Genomic DNA, 23,470 nt, shown 5'->3' with positions numbered 1-23,470 from the left:
GCGGAGCACCACTGCGGGAAAACGGCGAGGGGCCGCCACCGGTCATCCGGTGGCGGCCCCTCGCCGTCAGCCGGACTCACTCGCCGTAGGAGTCCAGCGGCGGGCAGGAGCAGACCAGGTTGCGGTCACCGAAGGCGCCGTCGATCCGGCGCACCGGCGGCCAGTACTTCGCCGCCGGGTTCACCCCGGCCGGGAAGACCGCCTCCTGGCGGCTGTACGGGTGCTGCCAGTCGCCCGCGAGCAGCGCCGCCGTGTGCGGGGCGTTGCCGAGCGGGTTGTCCTCGGCCGGCCACTCGCCCGCGCCGAGCCGGTCGATCTCGCCCCGGATCGCGATCATGGCCTCGCAGAACCGGTCGATCTCGCCCAGGTCCTCGCTCTCGGTGGGCTCGATCATCAGCGTCCCGGCGACCGGGAAGGACATGGTCGGGGCGTGGAAGCCGTAGTCGATCAGCCGCTTGGCGACGTCGTCCACGCTCACCCCGGCGGTCTTGGCCAGCGGGCGCAGGTCGATGATGCACTCGTGCGCGACCAGCCCGGCCGGGCCGGTGTAGAGCACCGGGTAGTACGGCGCGAGCCGCTTGGCGATGTAGTTGGCGCTGAGCACCGCCACCTGGGTGGCCCGCTTCAGCCCCTCGCCGCCCATCAGCCGCACGTACGACCAGGAGATCGGCAGGATCGCCGCCGAGCCCCAGGGCGCGGCCGAGACCGGGCCGACCCCGGTCGCCGGACCGGCGGAGGGCTGGAGCGGGTGGTTCGGCAGGTACGGCGCCAGGTGCGCGCGCACCGCGACCGGGCCGACGCCGGGGCCGCCGCCGCCGTGCGGGATGCAGAAGGTCTTGTGCAGGTTGAGGTGCGAGACGTCGCCGCCGAAGTGGCCCGGCTTGGCCAGGCCGACCATGGCGTTGAGATTGGCGCCGTCCACGTAGACCTGGCCGCCCGCCTCGTGCACGGCCGCGCAGATGTCGCCGATGTTCTCCTCGAACACGCCGTGCGTGGACGGGTAGGTGACCATCAGCACCGACAGCTGCTCGCGGTGCTGCTCGATCTTGGCGTGCAGGTCCGCGACGTCCACGTCGCCGTCGGTCAGGGTCTTCACCACGACCACCCGCATCCCGGCCATGACCGCGCTGGCGGCGTTGGTGCCGTGCGCCGAGGAGGGGATCAGGCAGACGTCACGGCCGGTGTCGCCGTTGGCCAGGTGGTACGCGCGGACCGCGAGCAGCCCGGCCAGCTCGCCCTGGGAACCGGCGTTGGGCTGGATGCTGACCTGGTCGTAGCCGGTGACCTCGGCCAGCCGCTGCTCCAGCTCGCGGATCAGGGTCAGGTAGCCGGCCGCCTGCTGCTCCGGGGCGAACGGGTGCACCTCGGCGAACTCGGGCCAGGTGATCGGCTCCATCTCGGTGGTCGCGTTGAGCTTCATGGTGCAGGAGCCCAGCGGGATCATGCCCCGGTCGAGCGCGTAGTCCTTGTCGGACAGCCGCCGCAGGTAGCGCAGCATCGCGGTCTCGGAGCGGTGCGCGTGGAAGACCGGGTGGGTCAGGAACTCGTCGTGGCGCAGCAGCGACTCCGGCAGCCGCGGGTCCGCCGCCGCGTCCAGCGCGTCGACGTCGGCGGCGGGGACGCCGAAGGCCGCCCAGACCGCGGCCAGGTCGGCCCGGGTGGTGGTCTCGTCGCAGGCGGCGGAGACCAGGTCGGCGTCCACCTGGCGGAGGTTCACCCCGGCCTGGCGCGCGGCCTCGGCCACCGCGGCGGCCCGGCCCGGCACCCGCGCGGTGACGGTGTCGAAGAACGCGCCGTGGACGATCTCGACGCCGCCCGCGCGCAGGCCCTCGGCGAGCACCGAGGCGTAGCGGTGGGTGCGGGCCGCGATCGCGGTCAGCCCGTCCGGGCCGTGGTAGACGGCGTACATCGAGGCCATGACCGCGAGCAGGACCTGCGCGGTGCAGATGTTGCTGGTGGCCTTCTCGCGGCGGATGTGCTGCTCGCGGGTCTGCAGCGCGAGCCGGTAGGCGCGGTTGCCGTCGGCGTCGACGGAGACGCCGACCAGGCGCCCGGGCAGGCTGCGGGCGTACTCGGTGCGCACCGCCATGAATCCGGCGTGCGGTCCGCCGAAGCCCATCGGGACGCCGAAGCGCTGGGTGGTGCCGATGGCGATGTCCGCGCCGAGCGAGCCGGGCGAGGTGAGCAGGGTCAGCGCGAGCAGGTCGGCGGCGACGGTGACCACCGCGCCCAGGGCGTGGGCCTGCTCGATGACCGGCTTCAGGTCGCGGACCGCGCCGGAGGCGCCGGGGTACTGCACCAGCACGCCGAAGACGCCGCGCTCGGCGAGGTCGGCCGGGATCCCGGCGGAGAGGTCGGCGACCACGGTCTCGATGCCCTGCGGCTCGGCCCGGGTGGCGATCACGGCGGCGGTCTGCGGCAGCGCGTCGGCGTCGATCAGGTAGACGCCGCCCTTGACCTTGCCCATCCGCCGGGACAGCGCCACGGCCTCGGCGGCGGCGGTGCCCTCGTCCAGCAGCGAGGCCCCGGCGGTGGGCAGGCCGGTGAGGTCGGAGACCACGGTCTGGAAGTTGATCAGGGCCTCCAGTCGGCCCTGGGAGATCTCCGGCTGGTACGGCGTGTAGGCGGTGTACCAGGAGGGGTTCTCCAGCACGTTGCGCAGGATCACCGGCGGGGTGAAGGTGCCGTAGTAGCCGAGGCCGATCATGGGGCGCAGCACCTGGTTGCGGGCGGCCAGCGAGCGCAGTTCGGCCAGTACCTCGGCCTCGCTGCGGGCGGCGGGCAGGTCCAGCGCTTCCAGGCTGCGGATCGCGCCGGGGACGGCGGCGGCGGTGAGCTCGTCCAGGGTGGAGTAGCCGACCTGGGCCAGCATCTTCGCCTGCGCGTCGGTGTCCGGGCCGATGTGGCGGTTCTCGAACGGGCTGGACTGCTCCAGACCGGTGAGCGATGTCGTCAGCGGGGATGTCATGGCGGGGTGGCCTCCTGGTCGGACCCGGGTGGCACATGTGGGTGTGCCGGGACGACCTCCCCCTCTGTCATCTGTTACCTGAGAGCTTCACCGGTGGCGCTGGGCCCGCTCGCGCGGGTGTCCGGCGACACCGGTTTTCACCGTCGGTGAGGACCGGCCCGGTCGCCCGTGCCCGCCCTGCTTTCCAGAGTGACCCAGCACGCGCGGTACGGGTGCCTGAGAGATTCCGGGGAGGAGTTGCTCCTTCGGCGCCACAACGGCGTGCGGACTCTCCCGCGCGCGCTCGTCGGTCACTGCCAGGCTACCAGCGTCCCCTCGGGTCGCACGCGCCTGCGACTGCCCCCGGTTGGCCTAGCGACACACCCGCTCGGGCGTCCAGAACTCGACAACGTGATCATTGTGGACTTTTGTATGACATGACCATATTTTCCCTGCGCGCCTGCGCGAGCGGGGATGCATCCCCGCCGTAAGGAGTGGACGAGCCGTGCAGACCGAGATCGACCCCAGGGACCTGATCGGCCACAAGGCTGTGGACCGCAACGGCGACAAGATCGGCACCATCGACGAGGTGTACCTCGACGACGCGACCGGCGAGCCGGAGTGGGCGGCCGTGCGCACCGGCCTCTTCGGCCGGGACGCCTTCGTCCCGCTCACCACCAGCGAGTTCGTCAGCGACGAGCTGCGGGTGCCGTACGACAAGTCGCAGGTCAAGGACTCTCCCGACTTCGGTGTCGGGCAGCACCTCTCGCCCGCGCAGGAGTTGCAGCTCTACCGCTACTACGGCCTGGAGCTCCCGGCCGGGGCCGGTCAGGACGGCTCCGGTTCCGGCTCGGCCAACGGCAACGGCTCCGGCACCGCGGCCGGGACGACGGCCGGGACGACGGCGGGCGGCGAGGCCAGGACCGCCGGGACGGCTGCCGCCGCTGCCGGTGCCGCCGCCGCCGTGGCCGCGCCCGAGCCGTCCAAGACCGCCACCGCGCCGCAGCAGCCCGCGGCGGCGGCGCCCGGCCCGGAGTCGACGCAGTCCATGCCAACGGTCGCCGCGCCCACCGAATCCCCCAGCAGCAGGACGGCCGCCTTCATGTCGACGCCCCAGCCCCAGTCGGCCCAGTCCCAGTCGCCGCAGCCCCAGTCGGCCCAGCCCCAGTCGGCCCAGTCCACGCCGCAGTCCGCCGCGCCGCAGCCCGCCGCCGCCCCAGCCGCCGCGCCGCAGCAGCCCGCACCGGTCTCGGTCACCCGGCCCACGCCGGACCCGCTGACCGACCCGCTGGTCGGCCGGCCCGCCGGGGGCAACGCGGCCAGCAGTGCGGTGCCGGAGCCGATCGAGTTCGTCTGCCGCGAGGAGCGCCTGGACATCTCCACCGAGTGGAGCGTCCTCGGCCACGCCCGGCTGCGCCGCTACGTCACCTCGGAGCAGGTGGAGCGCCGGGTGCCGGTGGTCCGCGAGCGGATCCGGGTGGAGCGGGTACCGGTGGGCGCGGACGAGCGGGCGCAGCTGACCGACCAGGAGATCACCGAGAGCACCGAGGAGGTGACCCTGCACGAGGAGCGGGTGATCGTCCGCAAGGCAGTGGTCCCGGTGGAGCGGATCCGGCTGGTCACCGAGCGGTTCACCGAGGAGCAGATCGTCCGCGACGAGCTGCACCGCGAGCACATCCAGGTGCAGGACAGCACCCGGGCCTCCGGTCCGACCGCCGTGCCCGGGGCCAACCCCGGGTCGGGACCGGCCACCGGTGCCCGCCCTGAGCCCTTCCCGCGTACCGGGGACACGGGCTCCTACCCGCGCTCCTCGGGTGACCCCGGGCACGCCATCGGCGCCTGACCGGCGCCGCGCGCTCCTCGCGCCCCGGTGGCGACCGCGCTACCGGGGCGCCGCGCTGTCCGCGGCGGGCGACTGGGCGCCGCCGGACAGCGGCAGCGGGGACGCCGGGGTGAGCTCGGGGTCGTCGACCGCGAAGGTGCGGACCCGGCCGGGGACCGCACCGGGGACCTCGAACCGCACGGTGACCCGGCCCACCCCGCTGCCCTGGACCCATCCGGGGCCGTACTCGGTGTGCGTCACGTCCTGGCCCGGCATCCAGCGGCGGGCGGGGGCCGCGCCCGGGTGGAAGGCACGCGGCGCGTCCGGACCGCCGTAGGCGGCGTCGGACTCCGGTTCACCCTCGCCCGGCTCGTCCGCCGCCGCCTCCGCCGCCTCGGCCGCCTCGGCCTCGCGCTGGGCCTGGGCGAACAGGTCCTCCTGGGTGAAGTCGGCGAGGCCGGACACGCCGACGCCGAGCAGCCGGACGCCGCCGACGAGCTCCACCTGCGCCAGCAGCCGACGGGCCATGGCCGAGATCACCAACGGGTCGTCGGTCGGCGACGGCAGCGTCTCGGACCGGGTCAGCGTGGTGAAGTCGAACCGCCGCACCTTGATCACCACCGTCCGCCCGGACCGCCCGGCGTCGCGCAGCCGACGCACGCAGCGGGCGGCCAGCCGGTCCAGCTCGAACCGGATCCGGTCGACGTCGGCCAGGTCGACCTCGAAGGTGTCCTCCACCGAGACCGACTTGGCGTCGCGCTCGGCGACCACCGGACGCTCGTCCCGGCCCAGCGCCAGCGCGTGCACCCCAGCGCCGTGCGCCCGGCCGAGCAGCCGCACCAGCTCGTCCTCGGGGGTCCGCGCCACCTCGGAGATCCGGGTGAGCCCGACCCGGCGCAGCGTCTCGGCGGTCGCCGGGCCGACCCCCGGCAGCGCCCGGACCGGCAGCTCGGCGAGTATCTCCCGCTCCCGGCCCGGCTCGATCAGCACCAGGCCGTCCGGCTTGGCCTGCTCGGAGGCGATCTTGGAGAGGAACTTGGTGCCGGACAGGCCGACCGAGGCGGTCAGCCCGACGCCGGTCAGGATGTCGGCGCGCAGGTCCTCGCCGACCGCCCGGACCAGCTCCACCCCCTCGGCCGGCGCTCCCGCGCGGAGCAGCTCGCCGTAGGGACCGGCCTCCAGGTCGACGAAGGCCTCGTCCACGCTGAGCGGTTCGACCAGCGGTGAGAGCTCCCGCAGCAGCCCCATCACGAAGTCGCTGACCTGCCGGTACAGCTCGAAGCGCGGCACCAGGAAGGCGGCGTTCGGACAGAGCCGCCGGGCCTGCGCCATCGGCATGGCGGAGTGCACGCCGAACCGCCGCGCCTCGTAGGAGGCGGTGGCCACCACGCCCCGGCCGCTGAGGCCGCCCACCACCACGGGTTTTCCGCGCAGGCTCGGCTTGGACGCCTGCTCCACCGACGCGAAGAAGGCGTCCATGTCGAGGTGCAGGATCGACGGCAGGGACCGCATACGCCGATCATCGCGCACGGGTACGACAGTCGAGCCCAGCCGCGCCTACCGCCACCGCGCCAGTGAGCCCACCTGCGGGCCGAGGTAGGTCGGATCGGGCTGGAACAGTACGTCCAGCAGGGCCTCACCGGCCGCCGGGATCTCCCGCGCCGCGCCGTAGTACCAGGTGACGTCGTGCGGCTGAGTGGTGCTGACCCCGTAGGCGTCGATCCCGGCCGAGCGGCACAGCGCCACCGCCCGGCGGATGTGGAACCCCTGGCTGACCAGCAGGGCGCTGCGGACGCCGAAGATCCGCCGCGCGCGGGAGCAGGAGTCCCAGGTGTGGAACCCGGCGTAGTCGCGGACGACCCGGTCCGAGGGGACGCCGTGCCGCAGCAGGTAGTCGCGCATGGCGTCGGGCTCGTCGTAGCTGGCCCGGTCGTTGTCGCCGGTGACCAGGAAGGCCTTGACCTTGCCCAGGTGGTAGAGGTCGAGCGCGGTGTCCAGCCGCTCGGCCAGGTAGTCGCTGGGGGTGCCGTCGGGGTTGAGCCCGGCGCCGAAGACCACCGCCACCGGCTCCGACGGCGCGTCGGCCACGGTCCGCAGTCGGCTGCCGGTGCTCACGAACAGCCAGGCCGGGGGCAGCAGCGCCAGCACCGCGAGCGCGGCCACCAGTTGCACCGCCCGCCGCTGCCCGCGCCGGGTGCGCAGCGAGCGGCCGAGCCGCCGGACCCGCTCCTCCAGCCGTCCCGGTATTCGCCCCGCCCACTGCCCCAGCCCCGCCCGTGCCCGCATCCCGGCCCTCCCCGCGCGCTGTCCCCTGACACCGAGCGGACGCCGGGATCAGCCCGCGCGGTTGCGCCGCCGGGCCAGTTCGTCGCCGGGGTCGTACCCGGCCAGGTTCTCGCCGGTGTCGGTCCGCTCGGCGTGCAGGGTCCGCAACGAGGCGTCGAGTTCGCGCCAGGCCGCGCCGAGGGCGATGCCGAACACGCCCTGACCGGCTTCCAGCAGTTCCATCACCTGGTGCGGCGAGGTGCACTGGTACACCGTGGCGCCGTCGCTCATCAGCGTGATCCCGGACAGGTCGCCGGGCTCGCAGGAGGCCAGATGGGTGACCGCGGCGCGGATGCTCTGCAGCGACACCCCGGCGTCCAACAGCCGCTTGACCACCTTCAGCACCAGTACGTCGCGGAAGGAGTAGAGGCGCTGGGTGCCGGAGCCCTGCGCGGCCCGCACGCTCGGCTCGACCAGGCCGGTCCGGGCCCAGTAGTCCAGCTGCCGGTAGGTGATCCCGGCCGCCGAGCAGGCGGTCGGGCCGCGGTAGCCGACCAGCGCCGAGGTCGGCTCGGGCGCCGCGGCCGCGGGCAGCTGCTCCAGGCCGACCCGGGGTTGCGGGATCGGCTGCGACCTGACCGCGACCGCCTCCCAGCCACCGCGCGGCGAGCGCGGCGCGACCGTCGCCTGGGCCGCCGGGGAATGGAGGGGGCAGGACCCACCCGCAGCTGTGCTCTCGCCGGTGCTGCTCACGCGGCCCTCCGTCCACTCGTCACAACTGGACCGCCGCGGTGGGGTGCGCGGCAGCGCTCCCCTGACGTCCACACCCGACGGTAGGCAGTTGGCCCACGCGCGTCAACGATCGCCACGCTGGGCACGGCGAGTGATGTCAGCCCCAGGAGTGGTTTAGCGTGACCGAAACGGGGGTAGACGAGGCGGATGGCCCGAGCCGGGCCGGTCGGGCAGCGGGTCAGTGACCGGTCACTGGTTGCTGCTGCCGAAGTCCTCGGGCGAGATCTGGTCCAGGAACTCCCGGAACCGCTCGACCTCGTCCTCCTGCTCGTCCGGGATGGCGATCCCGGCCTCGTCCAGCACCCCGTCGCTGCCGTAGATCGGCGTCCCGGTGCGCAGCGCCAGAGCTATGGCGTCGGAGGGGCGGGCACTGACCTCCACCCCGCTGGCGAAGACCAGCTCGGCGTAGAAGATGCCCTCGCGCAGGTCGGTGATCCGCACCGCCGTCAGCTGCTGCCCGACGGCTTCCAGCACATTGCGGAAGAGGTCGTGCGTGAGCGGCCGGACAGGCGTCATCCCCTGCTGGGCGAAGGCGATCGCGGTGGCCTCCCCCGGGCCGATCCAGATCGGCAGGTAGCGGTCACCGCCGACCTCGCGCAGGAGGACGATCGGTTGGTTGGAGGGCATCTCCACCCGGACACCCACAACGTCTAGCTCGTTCACATCTGCAACCCTAGGGTGCTACGGCCCGATACTCCAGTTCTCAAGGCAGTGGGTGTGCGTCCGAGGCACCGGACGGCACCGGCTCAGCTGCCGATCCGGGTCCGCAGCCCGGCCTGGACCAGCGCCGCGTGCAACCGCACCGACAGGGTCGCCAGTTCCCGGGCCATCGCCGCCGCGTGGGCGCGGGTCTGCGGGTTGCGGTGCCGCCGCAGCGGCGCCACCACCTGTTCCACCAGGCCGACCTCGCGGTCGGCGGCGGCCTTCACCGCCCGCAGGTGCCGGGGTTCCAGGCCGAACCGGCCCAGCTCCGAGACCAGCCGGGCGACCTGGAGCATCTCCGGGTCGAAGCCGCCGTCGCCGCCGGGGGCCAGCAGGCCGTAGGACTCCCAGTCGGCCAGCTGCTGCTCGGCGATCCCGGCCGCCGCCAGCAGCTCCGCCCGGCCGAGCCGGGGACCGGGCACCGCCGGACCGCCGATCGCGGCCTCCAGGGCCGGAACCGGGCCCGGGCCGTCGGCGGCCTCCGGCGCGGGCGCCTCGGTCCCGGGCAGCGCCGGCGGCGCCTCGCCCGAGTCCATCGCGTCCAGGTGCTCCCGGATCACCCGGAGCGGCAGGTAGTGGTCCCGTTGCAGCCGCAGCACCTGGGCCAGCCGGTCGACGTCGCCGACGGTGAACTTGCGGTAGCCCGAGGGCGTCCGCTGCGGCTCGACCAGCCGTTCCGCCTCCAGGAAACGGATCTTGGAGATGGTCACCTCGGGGAACTCCGCCCGCAGCACGTCGAGCACCGCCCCGATGCTGAGCAACTGCTGTCTACCTGCCGCCTGCGTCCGCACCTCGGTTCACACGCTCCTCACAGCTGTTCAGAAGCCGCGGCGGCTCTCGAAGAACACCACGCGGTACTTGCCGATCTGGACCTCGTCGCCGGTGCTCAGCGGCACCTCGTCGATGCGCTCACGGTTGACGTAGGTGCCGTTCAGGCTGCCGACGTCGGCCACCGAGAAGCCCTGCGGGCCGCGCCGGAACTCGACGTGCCGCCGCGAGACGGTGATGTCGTCCAGGAAGATGTCACTCTGCGGGTGCCGCCCCGCCGTGGTGACCTCGGTGTCCAGCAGGAAGCGGCTACCGGAGTTCGGACCGCGCCGCACGATCAGCAGCGCCGAGCCCGGCGGCAGCGCGTCCACCGCGGCCTGCGCCTCGGGGGAGATGGTCGGCTGGACGTTCTGGGAGACCTCGGGGTCGTAGGCCTCAAGACCCGAGATGGAGATGGTGGACGTCTGCTCCGAGGGCCGCTCGGCCGCGCCGCGGGCACCCAGCGGAGCACCGCAGTACGAGCAGAACCGCGCCGCCTCCGGGTTGCTGCTTCCGCACCGGCCGCACACCGCCATGCCTGTGGCCTCCTGTTGCGAATCACCCGACCCGGCAGGCCCCGTGGGCCCGCCCGGAAACCCTCCACCAGAGGTTGAGGCTACCGCCTCGGGCGCTATCCGGGCCCCACCCGCACCCTCAGCGTGTCGGACCCCCTCGCGGTACAGCGGACGCTCGGCGGCGGGCGCGAAGGACTCCCCTTCGCCCGGGCCGCGCATCTCGGGTACAGCGGTGCCGTAACCCTCCTCGCCGGCCCTGCGGTGCCGGGCCGTCGGCGCCTCGACGGCTCCCTGACGGGACTTCCGGCCGAACAGCTTCGAGAAGAGACTCACGGACGATTCCCCTTGCGTGACACGAACCCGCCCCAGGGGCAGGGTGAAGCCATCATGGACGTTGGACGAGAAGACTTGTCGACTGGGCCGTCGCCGACCCGGGTGGCCGTCATGGCTGCGCCGAGTGAGCGTAGTCAGGATCGGCACGTTGGATCAAGGCGGACACCCGCGCCGCCCCTGGTCCGGCACCCGCCGGACGGACGAACTCGGACGGTCGCCCGTTCCCCACGCGTACCTCGTCGATCCGAACCGCCTCCGCCCCCGGCGTCCACAGTTCCGCCAACGTGCTGCGCAGCATATCCGTCCGAACACCCGCACCGGGCACGCTCGGGTCCACGGCGGCCTCGCCGCGGGCGGTCGCGCGGGGGTGTCCGGGTGCTCCGGCAGCGACTGCGCGCATCACTCCCCCACCCCTTTCCACCTGCGCGGATCATCCTGCCATCGGTCGTACCCAGTCGAACCGCCGGGTTCACCTCAGCACTCTTCCGGGGGTGTCGGAACACCCCCGGAAGAGTTGACCGCCAGGATCAGTGCTCGGTGGTGGACTCGACCACCCGGCTCCATTCGTCCAGCAGTGCCTCGGTGGAGGCGTCGTCCGGGCCCTCCGCCCACAGGTGGGTGACCGCTTCGGCCGGGTCCGGCACCACCATCGTCCAGCGGCCGTCGGACTCGACCACCCGTACGCCGTCCGTGGTGTCGACGTGCCGGTCCCCGGCGGCCTCCACCACCGAGCGCATGACCAGGCCCTTCGCCGACCAGGGGGTCGCCAGGTCGCGCCGGTTGACGTGCGCCCGGGGGATCCGCGCATCGATCTGACTGAGCGTCAGCTGGGTCCTGGCCACCAGGCCGACCAGTCGGACGAAGGCCGCCGCACCGTCGAAGACCCCGCTGAACTCCGGGATCACGAAGCGGCCGCGCCCGTCGCCACCGAAGATCGTGCCCTCGGCGGCGGAGGCCCGGGTCAGGTCGTCCGGCGAGGTCGTGGTCCAGGTCACCTGGGTACCGTGGTACGCCGCGACCTGCTCCGCGATCCTGGTCGTGGTCACCGGCAGCGCCACCCGCCCGCTGCGGCCCTCGGCCGCCACCAGGTCCAGCAGCACCAGCAGTGCCCGGTCGTCCTCGATGATGTGACCGCGCTCGTCGACCAGGGACACCCGCTCCCCGACCGGGTCGAAACGCACCCCGAAGGCCGCCCTGGACGACGCCACCAGCGAGCCCAGCCGGATCAGTCCGGCCCGGCGCTCCTCGGCCGTCTCGGTCGGCCTGGCCTCGTCCATGCCCTGGTTGACCGTGAGCGACTCGACGCCCAGCCGCCCGAGGATGCTCGGCAGCAGCAGCCCGGCGCTGCCGTGGGCGGCGTCGATGACCACCTTCAGCTGCGCCTCGGCCACCCCGCTGGTGTCCACGGCCCGGTACAGGGTGCCCGCGTACGAGTCGAAGACGCTGGACGGGAAGGTCAGGTCGCCGATCTCACCGGGGAAGGCCCGGCGGTACTCCTGCCGGGCGTAGACCCGGTCGAGCTTGCGCTGCCCGGCCTGGGACAGGTCGGCGCCGCGCTCGTCGAAGAAGAGGATGTCCAGCGAGTCCGGGATCCCGGGCGTGGTCCGCAGCATGATCCCACCCGCGCTACCGCCTCGCGCGGTCTGCTGGCGGGCCACCGGCATCGGCACGTTCTCAAGGTCGCGGACGTCGATGGCGCTGGCCTGGAGGGCCGAGATCATCGCCCGCTTGAGCGCTCGGGCGCCTCGCGAGTGGTCACGCGCGATGGTGACGGTCGCGCCCTTCTTGAGCGTGGTCGCGTACGCCCCGGCGAGGCGCACCGCCAGCTCGGGCGTGATCTCGACGTTGATGATGCCGGAGACGCCGCGCACCCCGAACAGGTGCTCCTGGCCCCGGGACTCCCAGATGACCGAGGTGTTGATGTAGGCCCCGGCCTCGATGGTCTTGAAGGGGTACACGCGGACGTTGCCCGCGATGATCGACTCCTCCTCCACCAGGCACTCGTCGCCGATCACCGCCCCGTCCTCGATCCGGGCGGCCCGCATCACGTCGGTGTTCTTGCCGATCACGCAGCCGCGCAGGTTGCACTGCGGTCCGACGTAGACGTTGCTGTGGACGATCGCGCGGTGCAGGAACGCCCCGCGCTTGACCACCACGTTGCTGCCGAGCACGGTGTGCTCACGCAGCTCCACGCCGGCCTCGACCTTGGCGTAGTCGCCGATGTACAGCGGACCGCGCAGCACCGCCTCCGGGTCCACCTCGGCGCCCTCGGCCACCCAGACGCCCGGCGAGATCTCGAAGCCGTCGATGTCGACGTCGACCTTGCCCTCCAGGACGTCCGCCTGGGCCTTCACATAGCTGTCGTGGGTGCCGACGTCCTCCCAGTAGCCCTCGGCGACATAGCCGTAGATCGGCTTGCCCTCCTTGAGCAGCTGCGGGAACACGTCGCCGGACCAGTCGACGCTGGTGTCGGCGGCGACGTAGTCGAAGACCTCGGGCTCCATCACGTAGATGCCGGTGTTGACGGTGTCCGAGAAGACCTGTCCCCAGGTCGGCTTCTCCAGGAACCGCTCCACCCGTCCCTCGTCGTCGAGGATGGTGATGCCGAACTCCAGCGGGTTCGGCACCCGGGTCAGGCAGACGGTGACCAGCGCGCCCTTCGAGCGGTGGAACTCCATCAGCTCGGTCAGGTCGAAGTCGGTGAGCGCGTCACCGGAGATCACCAGGAAGGAGTCGTCCTTGAGCGCGTCCTCCGCGTTCTTGACGCTGCCCGCAGTGCCGAGTGGGGTCTCCTCGTTCGCGTAGGTGAGGTTCATGCCGAGCTCTTCGCCGTCGCCGAAGTAGTTCCGCACCAGCGAGGCCAGGAACTGCACGGTCACCACGGTGTCGATCAGTCCGTGCCGCTTGAGCAGCCGGAGCACGTGCTCCATGATCGGTCTGTTGACAACCGGCAGTAGGGGCTTGGGCATACTCGATGTCATGGGGCGAAGGCGCGTGCCCTCACCGCCGGCCATCACAACGGCCTTCATGTCGGGTGAACCCTCCTTGAGGCGATAGCGGGATTCAGTCTCTCAGTCGGCCACGGCCCCCGCTCGTACGAGCTGGCGGGTCTGGACCGCGTACAGGATCCCTGCCCACCAGTAGAGCGCCGTACCCCACCAGACGAACGCCCATCCGATGATGTATGCCACAGTCCCGAGCCATCCATGCGCGGTTGTGAGCAGCAGCAGCGGAAAGGCGTACATCAAATTGAACGTAGCCGCCTTGCCCAGGAAGTTCACTTGGGGCGGTCCGTAGCCGTGGCTGCGCAGGATCGGCAGCAGCGCGGCGATGAAGACCTCCCGGGCCAGCAGGATCGCCGTCAGCCACCACGGCATGATGCCCCGCCAGGTCAGCCCGACGATGGTGGACAGCACGAACAGGCGGTCCGCGAGCGGGTCCAACAATTGACCCAAACGGCTGATCTGCCCCCAGCGGCGGGCCAGCTTGCCGTCGAGGTAGTCGCTGACCCCGCTGGCCATCAGGATGACGATGGCCCACCCGTCGTTCTTGGGCCCGTGGAACACCGGCCACAACACCAGCCAGAGGAACACGGGCACGCCGACGAGGCGTGCCATGCTCAGCACGTTGGGGATGGTGAGGACACGGTCGGTCTGAACGCGTGTCTCCTGTACCTCCACCCGGGGGCCTCCTGATCGCGACGAACGGTGTACGGCGACCCTACCGTCCTGGTCAGCGTGGTGGAGCAAGCGCCGCTGCCCGACTGAACGGAAGGCGCGACCCCTGGCCCTCCCTTTTCCGGTCCGGAAATGCCTGTAGGCCCCCTGACGTGATGTCAGGGGGCCTACAGTAAAGGTTGTTCGGCGGCGTCCTACTCTCCCACAGGGTCCCCCCTGCAGTACCATCGGCGCTATGAGGCTTAGCTTCCGGGTTCGGGATGTAACCGGGCGTTTCCCTCACGCTATGACCACCGAAACACTATGAAGTTGACCGCACACCACTCCTCACGGAGTAGGGGTCGTTCCTTCAGAACAACACAGTGGACGCGTAGCAACTATGGACAAGCCCTCGGCCTATTAGTACCGGTCAGCTCCACCCCTCACAGGGCTTCCACATCCGGCCTATCAACCCAGTCGTCTACTGGGAGCCTTAACCACTCAAGGTGGTGGGAGCCCTCATCTCGAAGCAGGCTTCCCGCTTAGATGCTTTCAGCGGTTATCCCTCCCGAACGTAGCCAACCAGCCATGCCCTTGGCAGGACAACTGGCACACCAGAGGTTCGTCCGTCCCGGTCCTCTCGTACTAGGGACAGCCCTTCTCAAGACTCCTACGCGCGCAGCGGATAGGGACCGAACTGTCTCACGACGTTCTAAACCCAGCTCGCGTACCGCTTTAATGGGCGAACAGCCCAACCCTTGGGACCTACTCCAGCCCCAGGATGCGACGAGCCGACATCGAGGTGCCAAACCATCCCGTCGATATGGACTCTTGGGGAAGATCAGCCTGTTATCCCCGGGGTACCTTTTATCCGTTGAGCGACGGCGCTTCCACAAGCCACCGCCGGATCACTAGTCCCTGCTTTCGCACCTGCTCGACCCGTCGGTCTCACAGTCAAGCTCCCTTGTGCACTTACACTCAACACCTGATTGCCAACCAGGCTGAGGGAACCTTTGGGCGCCTCCGTTACATTTTAGGAGGCAACCGCCCCAGTTAAACTACCCACCAGACACTGTCCCTGATCCGGATCACGGACCCAGGTTAGACATCCAGCACGACCAGAGTGGTATTTCAACGACGACTCCACAACCACTGGCGTGGCCGCTTCAAAGTCTCCCACCTATCCTACACAAGCCGAACCGAACACCAATATCAAGCTATAGTAAAGGTCCCGGGGTCTTTCCGTCCTGCTGCGCGAAACGAGCATCTTTACTCGTAATGCAATTTCACCGGGCCTATGGTTGAGACAGTCGAGAAGTCGTTACGCCATTCGTGCAGGTCGGAACTTACCCGACAAGGAATTTCGCTACCTTAGGATGGTTATAGTTACCACCGCCGTTTACTGGCGCTTAAGTTCTCAGCTTCGCCAGGTCGAAACCAAGCTAACCGGTCCCCTTAACGTTCCAGCACCGGGCAGGCGTCAGTCCGTATACATCGCCTTACGGCTTCGCACGGACCTGTGTTTTTAGTAAACAGTCGCTTCTCGCTGGTCTCTGCGGCCGGCCACAGCTCAAGGAGCAAGTCCCATCACCACAACCGGCCCCCCTTCTCCCGAAGTTACGGGGGCATTTTGCCGAGTTCCTTAACCATAGTTCACCCGAACGCCTCGGTATTCTCTACCTGACCACCTGAGTCGGTTTGGGGTACGGGCCGCCATGAAACTCGCTAGAGGCTTTTCTCGACAGCATAGGATCATCCACTTCACCACAATCGGCTCGGCATCAGGTCTCAGGCTCGTGCTGCGCGGATTTGCCTACGCAACGCCCTACACCCTTACCCCGGGACAACCACCGCCCGGGCTGGACTACCTTCCTGCGTCACCCCATCGCTCACCTACTACCCTGTTGGATCAGCGGCTCCACCACTCCTCTTCACCCGAAGGATCCGAGACGGCTTCACGGCCTTAGCATCCAGAGGTTCGACGTTGGCGCTTCAAAGCGGGTACGGGAATATCAACCCGTTGTCCATCGACTACGCCTGTCGGCCTCGCCTTAGGTCCCGACTTACCCTGGGCAGATCAGCTTGACCCAGGAACCCTTGGTCAATCGGCGCAAGAGTTTCCCACTCTTGTATCGCTACTCATGCCTGCATTCTCACTCGTATACCGTCCACGACTGGCTTCCGCCGCCGCTTCACCCGGCACACGACGCTCCCCTACCCATCACAGCCCCCGTTAGGAGTTAAGCTGCAATGACACGGCTTCGGCGGTGTACTTGAGCCCCGCTACATTGTCGGCGCGGAATCACTTGACCAGTGAGCTATTACGCACTCTTTAAAGGGTGGCTGCTTCTAAGCCAACCTCCTGGTTGTCTCTGCGACTCCACATCCTTTCCCACTTAGCACACGCTTAGGGGCCTTAGCCGGTGTTCTGGGCTGTTTCCCTCTCGACCATGGAGCTTATCCCCCACAGTCTCACTGCCGCGCTCTCACTTACCGGCATTCGGAGTTTGGCTAAGGTCAGTAACCCGGTGGGGCCCATCGCCTATCCAGTGCTCTACCTCCGGCAAGAAACACGCGACGCTGCACCTAAATGCATTTCGGGGAGAACCAGCTATCACGGAGTTTGATTGGCCTTTCACCCCTAACCACAGGTCATCCCCCAGGTTTTCAACCCTGGTGGGTTCGGTCCTCCACACGGTCTTACCCGCGCTTCAACCTGCCCATGGCTAGATCACTCCGCTTCGGGTCTTGGGCGCGCTACTCAATCGCCCTATTCGGACTCGCTTTCGCTACGGCTACCCCACACGGGTTAACCTCGCAACACACCGCAAACTCGCAGGCTCATTCTTCAAAAGGCACGCAGTCACGACAACATGTGCAAGCACACGCTGCGACGCTCCCACGGCTTGTAGGCACACGGTTTCAGGTACTATTTCACTCCGCTCCCGCGGTACTTTTCACCATTCCCTCACGGTACTGTCCGCTATCGGTCACTAGGGAATATTTAGGCTTAGCGGGTGGTCCCGCCAGATTCACACGGAATTTCTCGGGCTCCGTGCTACTTGGGAGTTGTACAAGCAAGCCGTACAGATTTCGTCTACGGGGGTCTTACCCTCTACGCCGGACCTTTCGCATGTCCTTCGACTACCCATACGGTTTCTGACTCGCCCAGCCGCCGGCAGACGACTGAAGTACAATCCCACGACCCCGAAGTGGCAACCCCTGCCGGGTATCACACCACAACGGTTTAGCCTCATCCGATTTCGCTCGCCACTACTCTCGGAATCACGGTTGTTTTCTCTTCCTGCGGGTACTGAGATGTTTCACTTCCCCGCGTTCCCTCCACACTGCCTATGTGTTCAGCAGCGGGTGACAGCCCATGACGACTGCCGGGTTTCCCCATTCGGACACCCCCGGATCAAAGCTCGGTTGACAGCTCCCCGGGGCCTATCGCGGCCTCCCACGTCCTTCATCGGTTCCTAGTGCCAAGGCATCCACCGTGCGCCCTTAAAAACTTGGCCACAGATGCTCGCGTCCACTGTGCAGTTCTCAAGCAACGACCAACCACCCATCACCCCCACACACGAAGCGTGAAGTACACTGGGGTCGGCGTCTGAAGACCAGCCATACGGCCGCGCCCTCAGGACCCAACAACGTGCCCGACACAACCAACCAACCACCGCGTTCCACGCGCCGAAGCGCAGTACTAACCATGACCAACTGATCGTGCCGAATAGTCAACGTTCCACCCATGAGCTACCAGCACCGGACATTCGCCGATGAACTGGCCTCTGCCCGACCGAAGCCAGGAGAAGTGCTCCTTAGAAAGGAGGTGATCCAGCCGCACCTTCCGGTACGGCTACCTTGTTACGACTTCGTCCCAATCGCTGGTCCCACCTTCGACAGCTCCTTCCCTTACGGGTTAGGCCACCGGCTTCGGGTGTTACCGACTTTCGTGACGTGACGGGCGGTGTGTACAAGGCCCGGGAACGTATTCACCGCAGCAATGCTGATCTGCGATTACTAGCAACTCCGACTTCATGGGGTCGAGTTGCAGACCCCAATCCGAACTGAGACCGGCTTTTTGAGATTCGCTCCACCTCGCGGTATCGCAGCTCATTGTACCGGCCATTGTAGCACGTGTGCAGCCCAAGACATAAGGGGCATGATGATTTGACGTCGTCCCCACCTTCCTCCGAGTTGACCCCGGCAGTCTCCTGTGAGTCCCCGGCATAACCCGCTGGCAACACAGAACGAGGGTTGCGCTCGTTGCGGGACTTAACCCAACATCTCACGACACGAGCTGACGACAACCATGCACCACCTGTATACCGACCACAAGGGGGCGACCATCTCTGGCCGTTTCCGGTATATGTCAAGCCTTGGTAAGGTTCTTCGCGTTGCGTCGAATTAAGCCACATGCTCCGCTGCTTGTGCGGGCCCCCGTCAATTCCTTTGAGTTTTAGCCTTGCGGCCGTACTCCCCAGGCGGGGAACTTAATGCGTTAGCTGCGGCGCGGACCACGTGGAATGTGACCCACACCTAGTTCCCAACGTTTACGGCGTGGACTACCAGGGTATCTAATCCTGTTCGCTCCCCACGCTTTCGCTCCTCAGCGTCAGTAATGGCCCAGAGATCCGCCTTCGCCACCGGTGTTCCTCCTGATATCTGCGCATTTCACCGCTACACCAGGAATTCCGATCTCCCCTACCACACTCTAGCCTGCCCGTATCGAATGCAGACCCGGAGTTAAGCCCCGGGCTTTCACATCCGACGCGACAAGCCGCCTACGAGCTCTTTACGCCCAATAATTCCGGACAACGCTCGCACCCTACGTATTACCGCGGCTGCTGGCACGTAGTTAGCCGGTGCTTCTTCTGCAGGTACCGTCACTTGCGCTTCTTCCCTGCTGAAAGAGGTTTACAACCCGAAGGCCGTCATCCCTCACGCGGCGTCGCTGCATCAGGCTTTCGCCCATTGTGCAATATTCCCCACTGCTGCCTCCCGTAGGAGTCTGGGCCGTGTCTCAGTCCCAGTGTGGCCGGTCGCCCTCTCAGGCCGGCTACCCGTCGTCGCCTTGGTAGGCCATTACCCCACCAACAAGCTGATAGGCCGCGGGCTCATCCCAGATCGCCGGAGCTTTCCACGCACACCCCATGCGGAGATGCGTCGTATCCGGTATTAGCACCGGTTTCCCGGTGTTGTCCCAGAATCTGGGGCAGATTGCCCACGTGTTACTCACCCGTTCGCCACTGATCCACCCCGAAGGGCTTCACCGTTCGACTTGCATGTGTTAAGCACGCCGCCAGCGTTCGTCCTGAGCCAGGATCAAACTCTCCGTGAATGATTACCCGTAATCGGGTCACCACACGCGTTGAGCGGCACAGCAACCGGCGGAATAGCCGATCCCGTGCACTGCGTCCTCGCTAGTGTTTTGTGCATCAAAGGAACCTCGTCCGATCAACGGACGGGGTATCAACATATCTGGCGTTGACTTTTGGCACGCTGTTGAGTTCTCAAGGAACGGACACTTCCTTCGAGACCCTTTCACCGGTCTCTCCGGGCGCTTCGTTCTTCGTTTTCTAGCTTACCAGACCGTTTCCGGCCCGATTTCCCGCCGTCCCGCGCCGTTTCCGGCCCGTTCCGACGAGTGAAACCTTAGCGGAACCGCACCACCGATGCGAAATCCACCGGTTTTCGTTCGCCCGCGCCAATTCCCGAACCAATTTGCGCATGCCAAAGGAGGCTGTGCGTTCACCGGAGGGATTGGGTCGCCACCGCCGTAAGCAGGGCAACTCAGGAGACGCTACGCACCCGCACCAGCGATGTCAAACCAGGGTCCGACACAGGGGTCAGCGGCCCGCGAGGGTGTCCAGACGGGGGCGGTCCAGGCCGGTGGCCCGCCCCACCTCGGAGATGTCGACCGCACCGCAGTCCAGGCCGCGCAGCAGGTAGCCGCTCAGGGCCTTGGCCGTGGCGGGCTCGTCCATGACGTCGCCGCCGATCCGGGAGACATAGGCGCTCAACCGGGCTGCGGCCTGGTCCAGGCCCTCGCGGTAGAAGGAGTAGACGGCGGCGTAGCGGGTGGGCAGGTGGCCGGGATGCATGTCCCAGCCCTGGTAGTAGGCGCGTTCCAGCGACCGCCGGACCAGGCGGTGGTGCAGTCGCCAGGCGTCGTGGACCTGGGTGGCCGGGCCGATCGGTATGACATTGGTGGAGCCGTCGGACAGCCGGACGCCGGTCCCGGCCGCGGCGACCTGCATGACCGCCTTGGCGTGGTCGGCGACCGGGTGCTCCATGCTCTGGTAGGCCGCGCTGACGCCGCAGGAGGCGCTGTAGTCGAAGGTGCCGTAGTGCAGTCCGGTGGCCCGGCCCTCGGCTGCCTCGATCATGCGGGCGACGGTGGCCCGGCCGTCGGCTCCGAGGATGGACTGGGTGGTCTCGATCTGGATCTCGAAGCCGATGCGGCCGGCCGGGAGCCCGGCGGCCCGCTCGAAGTCCTCGACCAGGCGCACCATCGCGCTGACCTGCTGCGGATAGGTGACCTTGGGCAGCGTCAGCACCAGGCCCTCGGGCAGCTGCCCGGAGCCCGCGCGCAGCAGTTCGGTGAGGAAGAGGTCGAGGGTGCGGATGCCGCGCGCACGGACGGCGGACTCCATGCACTTCATCCGGATGCCCAGGTACGGCGGCGCCGCGCCCTCAGCGACCGCTGCGGCGATGAGGCGGGCGGCCCGCACCGCGTCGGCGTCCTCCTCGGCGTCGGGTCGGACGCCGTAGCCGTCCTCGAAGTCGATGCGCAGGTCCTCGACGGGTTCCCGGTCGAGCTTGGCGCGGACCCGGCCGTAGACCTCGGCGGCGAGCGCGTCCGCCGGGCGGCCGAGGACCGCCGCCAGCGCGGCGGCGTCCGGCGCGTGCTGGTCGAGCAGGGCGGACGCCTGGCTGCCCCAGTCGCGGACCAGGTCCGTGACGCTGGTTCCGGTGAGGGCGTCGGCAGGGACGTAGACGGTGTGGACCGGCTGGCGGGTGCCGGGCTCGCCCGGGTAGCGGCGCAGTAGCTCGCTGTCGACCTCGGCGAGGGCGGTGTCCACCTGGTCGCGTACGGTTCGCGAGAGAGTGGTGCCCGCGTGCGTGCTGCCCGTGTCCTGCTGGCGCGCCATCGCGAGCCCCTTCCTCGGCTTCAACAATTTGTTGATGCGAAGGTATCGGCAGGTCCCGGCCGCGTCAACGGCCGTCCGGATGCGTGCCATGAGCAATAAGGCGTTGACCGTCGGCGCGCGCTCGGGCGAGAGTCCGGCTATGCCCTCCCCCACGCCGTCGCCCCCGCCACCCTCCGCAGCTCGTGGGCAGGAGTCGCGTTCGGCGCTGGCACCGCTGCGGTATCCGGCCTTCCGGGCGCTGATGGCCGGGCGCGGGATCAGCCTGCTGGGCAACGGCGTGGCCCCGATGGCGCTCGCCTTCGCGGTGCTCGACCTCACCCACTCGGTCAGCGACCTGGGCCTGGTGGTCGGCGCGCGGTCGCTCTTCAACGTGCTGTTCCTGCTGTTCGGCGGGGTGTTGGCGGACCGGCTGCCGCGCCATCTGGTGCTGGTCGGCTCCGGGCTGCTGAGCGCGGCCACCCAGGCGGCGGTGGCGACACTGGTGCTGACGCACAGTGCGACCATGCCGGTGCTGATCACGCTCTCCGCCGCGAACGGGCTGTTCGCGGCGCTGGCGCTGCCCGCCTCCGCCGCGCTGACGCCGCAGACGGTACCGGCCGAACTGCGGCAACCGGCGAACGCGTTGAACCGGATGGCGGCCAACTCGGCGCAGATCCTGGGCGCGTCGCTGGGCGGGATCCTGGTCGCGGCGCTGGGTCCGGGCTGGGGCCTGGTGGTGGACGCGAGCAGCTTCGCGCTCTCGGCGCTCTGCTTCGCGCGGCTGCGGCTGCCCGCCACCGAGGACGTCCCCGATCCGGAGAGTGCGGAGCAGGCCGGGTTGTTCGCCCAACTGCGGGAGGGTTGGGCCGAGTTCATCTCGCGTACCTGGGTCTGGGTGATCGTCCTGGCCTTCGGCTTCCTCAACGCGGCCGATGCCGGTGCGGTGCAGATCCTGGGGCCGAGCATCGCGGTGCACAGTTTCGGCAGCGCGGGCTGGGGCCTGGTCCTGGCTCTGCAGACCGCCGGGATGGTGGCCGGTGGACTGCTGGCGCTGCGGATCCGGGTGCGGCGGCTGCTGCTGGTCGGCGTCGCCTGTATGGCCAGCGAGGTGCTGCTGCCGCTGGGGCTGGCCCTGCGGTTCCCGGTGTACGCGCTGGCCGTGGTCGGTTTCGTCTGCGGGGTGGGCCTGGAGCAGTTCGGTATCGCCTGGGAGACCTCGCTCCAGCAGGAGATCCCGGCGGCGAAGCTGGCCCGGGTCTACTCCTACGACATGCTCGGCTCCTTCGTCGCGATTCCGGTCGCCGAGGTGGCGACCGGTCCGCTGGCCCAGGCCCTGGGGACCAGGACGGCGCTGCTGGGCGCAGCGGGGGTGATCGCCGTCGCCACGGCGGCCATGCTGTCCGTGCGCGACGTGCGCGGGCTGCGGGTGCGGCGGCGCGTCCCGGAGCCCGGGGTTGCGCCGGTGCCCAGCCCGGTCGGCGCGCCCTGACCCCAGCGTCGTGACCCCAGCGCCCTGACCCCAGCGTCGTGACCCCAGCGCCCTGACTCCAGCGTCGTGACCCCAGCGCCCTGACCCCAGCGCCCTGACTCCAGCGTCGTGATGCCAGCCCCCTGACCTAGGCGGGCGCCTCCTCGTCGAGGAAGTCGAGGACGAGTGCGGTGAAGCGTTCCGGCTCCTCCAGCCAGAGCCGGTGCCCGCTCTGCTCGAAGACCTCCAACCGGCTGCCCGGGTGGAGCTGGGCCACCAGTCGGGCCGGGGCGGTGCCGATCAGGCCGTCCGCTCCCCCGGCGACGACCAGTGGCCGGGCCCCGGAGGCGGCGATCCTGGCGAGCCGGGCCGGGGCCTCGGCCGGGTCGGGCGCGCCGGAGTAGAAGGCCTGCCGCAGCCAGCCGGGGGCGTTGGTCAGCGGCCGCCGGTACTCGGCCTGTGCCTCGGGGGTCCAGCGGCCCCAGGCGAAGGGGGCGGTGCGCAGCAGCAGGGCGGCCTGGGCTTCGGGGTCGTGGCCGCCGAGTTCCAGCTCGGCGGCTGCCTCGGCGGCGTCGGCGTACCAGGGCTCGGTGGAGCGGCCCGCGCGGATGGCCGCGAGTTCGTCCGGGTCGGCCTCGCGGGCGGCCCGACCGACCGGGGTGACCAGGACCAGCTTGCCGATCCGGTGCGGATGGGCCGCCGCGTACTCCTGGGCGGTGAGGGTCGCGGCTGAGTGCGCCAGCAGGTCGATCCGCTCCAGGCCGAGGTGGAGCCGCAGCGCCTCCAGGTCGCGGGCCTGCTCGGTGAAGGCGCAGCGGCCGTGGTCAGTCGGCGTCTCGGAGCGTCCGGCGGCGCGCTGGTCGGCCAGGACCAGGGTGCGCCGCCGGTCGAGCCCGCCCAGGTCGCCCAGGTACTGGACTTCCATGCCGGGGCCGCCGGGCAGGCAGATCAGCGGCGCCCCCTCGCCCATGGTGTGGAACCAGAGGGACGACTGGTCGTACGAGGTGTAGATCGCCATGGGTTCCAT

The 23,470-nt window shown here is 69.2% G+C and carries 13 protein-coding genes, 3 rRNA genes and 1 riboswitch; of the genes, 2 read left to right on the top strand and 14 right to left on the bottom strand.

Annotation, left to right across the window (positions count from 1 at the left end):
• Nucleotides 1-76: 76 nt before the first annotated feature.
• Nucleotides 77-2,968: an aminomethyl-transferring glycine dehydrogenase gene (gene gcvP, locus GXP74_RS12995; protein ID WP_182451643.1), complete on the bottom strand. Its 2,892-nt coding sequence runs from the start codon at nucleotides 2,966-2,968 to the stop codon at nucleotides 77-79.
• 194 nt (nucleotides 2,969-3,162) lie between these two features.
• Nucleotides 3,163-3,254, bottom strand: a riboswitch (glycine riboswitch).
• 198 nt (nucleotides 3,255-3,452) lie between these two features.
• On the opposite strand from gcvP, the gene GXP74_RS12990 reads away from it, so the two are divergent.
• Entirely contained in the window at nucleotides 3,453-4,790 is a 1,338-nt protein-coding gene (locus GXP74_RS12990; RefSeq protein WP_182451642.1) for a PRC and DUF2382 domain-containing protein, read from the top strand.
• 39 nt (nucleotides 4,791-4,829) lie between these two features.
• Here GXP74_RS12990 and GXP74_RS12985 read toward each other — a convergent pair whose 3' ends face one another.
• The 12 genes from GXP74_RS12985 to GXP74_RS12930 form a co-directional block, all read right to left on the bottom strand.
• Nucleotides 4,830-6,281 (bottom strand): DNA polymerase IV, encoded by a 1,452-nt coding sequence (locus GXP74_RS12985; RefSeq protein ID WP_182451641.1) that lies wholly within the window; start codon nucleotides 6,279-6,281, stop codon nucleotides 4,830-4,832.
• Between the two features lie 45 nt (nucleotides 6,282-6,326).
• Nucleotides 6,327-7,055, bottom strand: coding sequence for a vancomycin high temperature exclusion protein (locus GXP74_RS12980; RefSeq protein WP_182451640.1), 729 nt, complete (start codon nucleotides 7,053-7,055; stop codon nucleotides 6,327-6,329).
• Nucleotides 7,056-7,103: 48 nt separating this feature from the next.
• Nucleotides 7,104-7,787, bottom strand: coding sequence for a MerR family transcriptional regulator (locus GXP74_RS12975; protein ID WP_182451639.1), 684 nt, complete (start codon nucleotides 7,785-7,787; stop codon nucleotides 7,104-7,106).
• Between the two features lie 228 nt (nucleotides 7,788-8,015).
• Nucleotides 8,016-8,489: a bifunctional nuclease family protein gene (locus GXP74_RS12970; protein ID WP_182451638.1), complete on the bottom strand. Its 474-nt coding sequence runs from the start codon at nucleotides 8,487-8,489 to the stop codon at nucleotides 8,016-8,018.
• 83 nt (nucleotides 8,490-8,572) lie between these two features.
• The gene (locus tag GXP74_RS12965; protein ID WP_182451637.1) at nucleotides 8,573-9,289 is read right to left on the bottom strand and encodes a MerR family transcriptional regulator; all 717 of its coding nucleotides are present in this window, start codon (nucleotides 9,287-9,289) and stop codon (nucleotides 8,573-8,575) included.
• A 57-nt stretch (nucleotides 9,290-9,346) separates the two neighbouring features.
• A complete protein-coding gene (locus tag GXP74_RS42090; protein WP_182451636.1) occupies nucleotides 9,347-9,871 on the bottom strand; it encodes an FHA domain-containing protein in 525 nt (174 codons plus the stop codon).
• A gap of 839 nt (nucleotides 9,872-10,710) precedes the next feature.
• Nucleotides 10,711-13,212 carry a mannose-1-phosphate guanyltransferase gene (locus GXP74_RS12955; protein WP_182451635.1) on the bottom strand — a complete coding sequence of 834 codons (2,502 nt, stop codon included), beginning with the start codon at nucleotides 13,210-13,212 and terminating at the stop codon, nucleotides 10,711-10,713.
• Between the two features lie 42 nt (nucleotides 13,213-13,254).
• Nucleotides 13,255-13,863 (bottom strand): CDP-diacylglycerol--glycerol-3-phosphate 3-phosphatidyltransferase, encoded by a 609-nt coding sequence (gene pgsA / locus GXP74_RS12950; RefSeq protein ID WP_182451634.1) that lies wholly within the window; start codon nucleotides 13,861-13,863, stop codon nucleotides 13,255-13,257.
• 178 nt (nucleotides 13,864-14,041) lie between these two features.
• Nucleotides 14,042-14,158 (bottom strand): 5S ribosomal RNA (gene rrf, locus GXP74_RS12945).
• Between the two features lie 81 nt (nucleotides 14,159-14,239).
• Nucleotides 14,240-17,360, bottom strand: a 23S ribosomal RNA gene (locus GXP74_RS12940).
• Nucleotides 17,361-17,664: 304 nt separating this feature from the next.
• Nucleotides 17,665-19,183, bottom strand: a 16S ribosomal RNA gene (locus GXP74_RS12935).
• Together the 16S, 23S and 5S rRNA genes form the textbook arrangement of a ribosomal RNA operon.
• Nucleotides 19,184-19,691: 508 nt before the next feature.
• Nucleotides 19,692-20,996, bottom strand: a complete 1,305-nt coding sequence (locus tag GXP74_RS12930; protein WP_182451633.1) for an aldolase/citrate lyase family protein — start codon at nucleotides 20,994-20,996, stop codon at nucleotides 19,692-19,694.
• A 139-nt stretch (nucleotides 20,997-21,135) separates the two neighbouring features.
• Between GXP74_RS12930 and GXP74_RS12925 the strand changes: the two genes are divergently transcribed.
• Entirely contained in the window at nucleotides 21,136-22,464 is a 1,329-nt protein-coding gene (locus tag GXP74_RS12925; RefSeq protein WP_182451632.1) for an MFS transporter, read from the top strand.
• A gap of 127 nt (nucleotides 22,465-22,591) precedes the next feature.
• Here the strand turns inward: GXP74_RS12925 and GXP74_RS12920 are convergent, their stop codons facing one another.
• Nucleotides 22,592-23,461 (bottom strand): alpha/beta fold hydrolase, encoded by an 870-nt coding sequence (locus tag GXP74_RS12920; protein WP_182451631.1) that lies wholly within the window; start codon nucleotides 23,459-23,461, stop codon nucleotides 22,592-22,594.
• Between the last annotated feature and the right edge of the window lie 9 nt (nucleotides 23,462-23,470).

It is taken from the genome of Streptacidiphilus sp. P02-A3a (assembly GCF_014084105.1).
Lineage (GTDB): Bacteria > Actinomycetota > Actinomycetes > Streptomycetales > Streptomycetaceae > Streptacidiphilus.
Note: the sequence above shows the minus strand (reverse complement) of the source record. Positions and strands in the feature narration are given on the sequence as shown.